The following is a 4306-nucleotide window of genomic DNA, read 5'->3' as shown; positions in this document are numbered from 1 at the left end:
GCCGCCTTCCCGGGGCGCGAGGAACCCGCCACCCGGCAAGCAGGGCCGGGGAACCGCCCTGCTTCCGCCGTCGCCGCCCTCCACCCGGCACCCCGGCCACCTGCCGCCCGGCCGGGGCCCGGCAGCGGGGCACCAGCCGACCCGCCCACCCGCACCGCGAGCAGCCCGGCGCCCGGCAGGCAGGCCCGGGGAACCGCCCAGCTCACGCCGTCGCCGCCAACCACCCGGACCACGCACACGCCCGGCGGCCGACAGCGCCACCGAAAGGGCCGCTGACCTTTGTCGTCGCCGTCTACCTGGCACTCCGGTGCCCCGCCGCCCGGCCAGGGCCCGGAGCGGGGCACCAGCCGAGCCGCCGCCCACCCGCACCGCGAGGAACCCGGCGCCCGGCAAGCAGGCCCGGGGAACCGCCCCGCTCGCGCCGTCGCCGCCGACCACCCCGACCACACACACGCCCGGCGGCCGACAACGCCACCGCAAGGGCCGCCCACCTTCGTCGTCGCTGCCCTCAACCCGGCACCCCAGGGGCCCGGCGGACGGCCGGGGCCCGTCAGCGGGGCACCCGCTGGCCCGCCTGTCTACTGGGGCCGCACGGGGACCGCCGACCGGGACCGCCGACCGGGACCGCCGCACGCCCTGGGGTGGGGTGGGCCCACCAGGCAGCGACGACCACTCACCCACAGACGGTGGGGATGGAACCCGAACCCCGACCACCCACCAAGCAGAACAGCGCCCCTGCCCCCCACCGGCCAGGGAGGCCACCCGCCCACCCGTCCCCTCCGTACGGAGGAGCGGCGGCCGTACGGCCGCCCCCGCTCCTCCGACTCCTCCCCTGGAGGGCCGGTCAGGTCTGCGACTCCTCGTGCACGAACTCCGTCAGGCGGGTCAGCATGTCCGGGTCCGTGTTGGGGAGCACCCCGTGGCCCAGGTTGAAGATGTGCCCCTCGGCGGCGCGGCCGCGGGTCAGCACGTCGCGGGCCCGCTCGGCCACCACCTCCCACGGCGCGAACAGCGCCGCCGGGTCCAGGTTGCCCTGCAGGGCCGTCGCCGGCTGCACCCGCTGGGCCGCCTTGTCCAGCGGCACCCGCCAGTCGACGCCCACCACGTCGGCCCCGGCCTCGCTCAGCAGGCTGAGCAGCTCACCGGTGCCCACCCCGAAGTGGATGCGGGGCACGTCCAGCTCGCCGAGCCGCTCGAAGATCCAGGCGGTGTGCGGCAGCACCGAGGCGCGGTAGTCCTCGGCGCTCAGCGCGCCCACCCACGAGTCGAACAGCTGCACCGCACCGGCGCCCGCCGCCACCTGGACCTTGAGGAACTCCAGGGTGATCACCGACAGGCGGCGCATCAGGTCGTTCCACAGCTCGGGCTCGCCGTACATGAGCGCCTTGGTGCGCTCATGGTTCTTGGAGGGGCCGCCCTCGATGAGGTAGGACGCCAGGGTGAACGGCGCCCCGGCGAACCCGATCAGCGGGGTCGGGCCGAGCTCGCCCACGAGCGTGCCCACCGCCTCGGTGACGAACGACACGTCGTCGGGCTCCAGCTCGCGCAGGCGCTTGATCCCGTCGGCGTCGCGGATCGGGTCGGCGACCACCGGCCCCACACCGGACTTGATGTCCAGGTCCAGGCCGATCGCCTTGAGCGGCACCACGATGTCGCTGAAGTAGATCGCCGCGTCCACGCCGTGGCGCCGGACCGGCTGCATGGTGATCTCGACGATCATGTCCGGGCGCGCGCACGCCTCCAGCATCGGGACGTCGGCGCGCACCCTGCGGTACTCGGGCAGCGAGCGCCCGGCCTGGCGCATGTACCACACCGGTGTGCGGTCCACCGGGAGGCGCCGGCAGGCGCGGAGGAAAGGAGAGTCTTGGAGCGTCACCCCTCGATCGTGCCACGCACACGGGGCCGGCATGACCCGGCCCGGTTCTTCGGCGCGGCCGTCTCCGGCCGCGCCGGGCCCTCCGGCGGCCGGACACGCAGGGTGACCGGTCGGCGCCGAACGGGACGGGTCGGCGTAACGGCTTCGTCGCACCCCGGATTCCAAGATCATCACGAAACCCCGACACGCCGGGGAATCGCCGCATCATGCGGCGTGACTCGTGCCACCGTGGGCGGGTAGCAGGTCCCGTCACGCGCCGCGATCGCCCCCGGCCCGCCGGTCCGCGCGCCGGATGTTCCCCAACGACCATGATTAAGGCAGACGTTTCCATCATGCCCCCTCTCGGTAGGGTCGACGACGCGCCGCCCGTGTTCCGCCGCGCGGTGGAGAGCTTGCGCTCCGCCGCGGTCCGCCCCGAGATCACGGTCGAGGACATCCCCGCCCCCCGCCGTCTGGCCCCGCACTCCGCCGCCGTGTCGGCCCGCGTGGCCACCGAGGGCGGCGACGAGCCCGCGCTGGGCCGCCTCATCGTGCTCTACGACCCCGACGGCACCCGCGACTGGCCGGGCCCCTTCCGCGTGGTGGCCTATGTCAGCTCCGAGGTGGAGAGCGAGATCGCCGCCGACCCGCTGCTGGGGCAGGTGGCCTGGAGCTGGCTCACCGACGCCCTCGAGGCCTGCGGCGCCGACCACCGGGTGCTCAGCGGCACCGTCACCCGCGCCACCACGGAGGGTTTCGCCGCCAAGGCCGACCAGGGCCTGAGCACGGAGCTGGAGCTGCGGGCGTCCTGGTCGCCCGAGGGCGAGGACCTGTCCGGGCACATGGCCGCCTGGCTGGCGCTGCTCTCGGCCGCCTCCGGGCTGCCGCCCGCCGACGTGGCCGACCTGTCGTCGCGGCGCTCCCCCACGGAGGGCTGACCCCCGCACCGGCCGCCCGCGGACCGGACGCGACGTGGTGTTTCGTCCGGTTCCGCCTCCGCCGGAAAGGCCCGCCGGGACGGCGGATCCGGGCGCGGGCGCCCTGGTCCGGCCACGCTCGGCACGCGGCTTCGCTCGCGGGAGCGCATACCGTAGTGCTGTGGCGAACGTGCTGAATTCAACGACAGGTGCCCCCGAACCGGACGGATCGACACAGGAGGCGGAGCAGGGCGGCGGCCAGGCCCCGCTGCTGCGCACTCCGCGCGAGGGGCTGCCGCCGGTCGTGGCCGACGGAGCGGCGCTGCGCGCCACGGTGGCGGCGTTCGCCCAGGGCACCGGACCGGTCGCGGTGGACGCCGAGCGCGCCTCCGGGTACCGCTACGGCCAGCGCGCCTACCTGGTGCAGCTGCGCCGCGAGGGGGCGGGGTCCGCGCTGATCGACCCGGTCGCCTGCCCCGACCTGGCCGGGCTCAACGCGGCCGTCGACGGCGCCGAGGCGGTCCTGCACGCGGCCCACCAGGACCTCCCCTGCCTGACCGAGGTCAACCTGCGCCCCTCGGCGCTCTTCGACACCGAGCTCGCCGGGCGGCTGCTGGGCTACCAGAAGGTGGGCCTGGGGTCGATGGTCGAGCGGGTGCTGGGGCTGCGCCTGGCCAAGGAGCACTCGGCGGTCGACTGGTCGGTGCGCCCGCTGCCCGAGGACTGGCTGACCTATGCCGCCCTGGACGTGGAGGTCCTGGTCGACCTGCGCGATGCCCTGGAGGCGGAGCTGCGCGAGGCGGGGAAGCTGGAGTGGGCGCGCGAGGAGTTCGCCTCCGTGCTCGCCGCACCGCCCAAGGAGCCGCGTCCCGACCCCTGGCGCCGCACGTCCGGCATCCACCGGGTGCGCAACCAGCGCGCGCTGGGCGTGGTGCGGGAGCTGTGGCTGGAGCGGGACCGGATCGCGCAGGAGCGCGACCTGTCGCCGGGCCGGGTGCTGCCGGACGCGGCGATCGTGGAGGCGGCGACGTCGATGCCGCGCAGCGCACAGGAGCTGGGGGCGCTCAAGCCGTTCTCGGTCCGGCTGGCCCGGCGGTACGTGCCGCAGTGGATCAAGGCGGTGAACCGGGCCCGCGACATGCGCCCCGAGGAGCTGCCGCAGCCGAGCGCCCCGGGTGACGGCCCGCCGCCGACCAACCGCTGGCACGACCGCGACCCGGAGGCGGCCCGGCGGCTGGAGGCCGCGCGCGCGACGGTGTCGGGGATCGCCGAGCAGGTCGTGATGCCCACGGAGAACCTGCTGCAGCCCGACGCGGTGCGGCGCCTGGCCTGGACGCCGCCGGAGCGGCCGGACGCCGGGGCGGTCGCCGAGCACCTGCGCGGGAACGGCGCGCGCGAGTGGCAGATCGGCCTCGCGGCGGAGGCGCTGGCGGAGGCCTTGACGCGAGCGGAGGCCGGCTCCCAGGCGGAGTAGGTGGGCCCAACGGTCCGGCCCGAGGGGGCCCGCCGCCTCCGCCGGGAGGTCGTCGCGCCC

Annotated in this window: 3 protein-coding genes; 2 read left to right on the top strand and 1 reads right to left on the bottom strand. The window is 75.9% G+C overall.

The window, feature by feature from the left end:
* Positions 1-844: 844 nt before the first annotated feature.
* Entirely contained in the window at positions 845-1909 is a 1065-nt protein-coding gene (gene hemE, locus O4U47_RS31090; RefSeq protein WP_270681576.1) for a uroporphyrinogen decarboxylase, read from the bottom strand.
* Positions 1910-2208: 299 nt separating this feature from the next.
* On the opposite strand from hemE, the gene O4U47_RS31085 reads away from it, so the two are divergent.
* Positions 2209-2793, top strand: coding sequence for a DUF3000 domain-containing protein (locus O4U47_RS31085; RefSeq protein WP_270681575.1), 585 nt, complete (start codon positions 2209-2211; stop codon positions 2791-2793).
* Between the two features lie 160 nt (positions 2794-2953).
* Complete coding sequence (locus O4U47_RS31080) at positions 2954-4246, top strand: HRDC domain-containing protein (protein WP_270681574.1); 1293 nt, start codon at positions 2954-2956, stop codon at positions 4244-4246.
* Positions 4247-4306 lie beyond the last annotated feature (60 nt).

The sequence above is a fragment of the Nocardiopsis suaedae genome, assembly GCF_027706745.1.
In the GTDB taxonomy this organism is placed as follows: domain Bacteria; phylum Actinomycetota; class Actinomycetes; order Streptosporangiales; family Streptosporangiaceae; genus Nocardiopsis_A; species Nocardiopsis_A suaedae.
Note: the sequence above shows the minus strand (reverse complement) of the source record. Positions and strands in the feature narration are given on the sequence as shown.

What these genes read in the sequence shown, in the direction of transcription:
- hemE (WP_270681576.1), bottom strand. Translation starts at nt 1,909, where the DNA reads ATGCCGGCCCCGTGTGCGTGGCACGATCGAGGGGTGACGCTCCAAGAC.
- O4U47_RS31085 (WP_270681575.1), top strand. Translation starts at nt 2,209, where the DNA reads ATGCCCCCTCTCGGTAGGGTCGACGACGCGCCGCCCGTGTTCCGCCGC.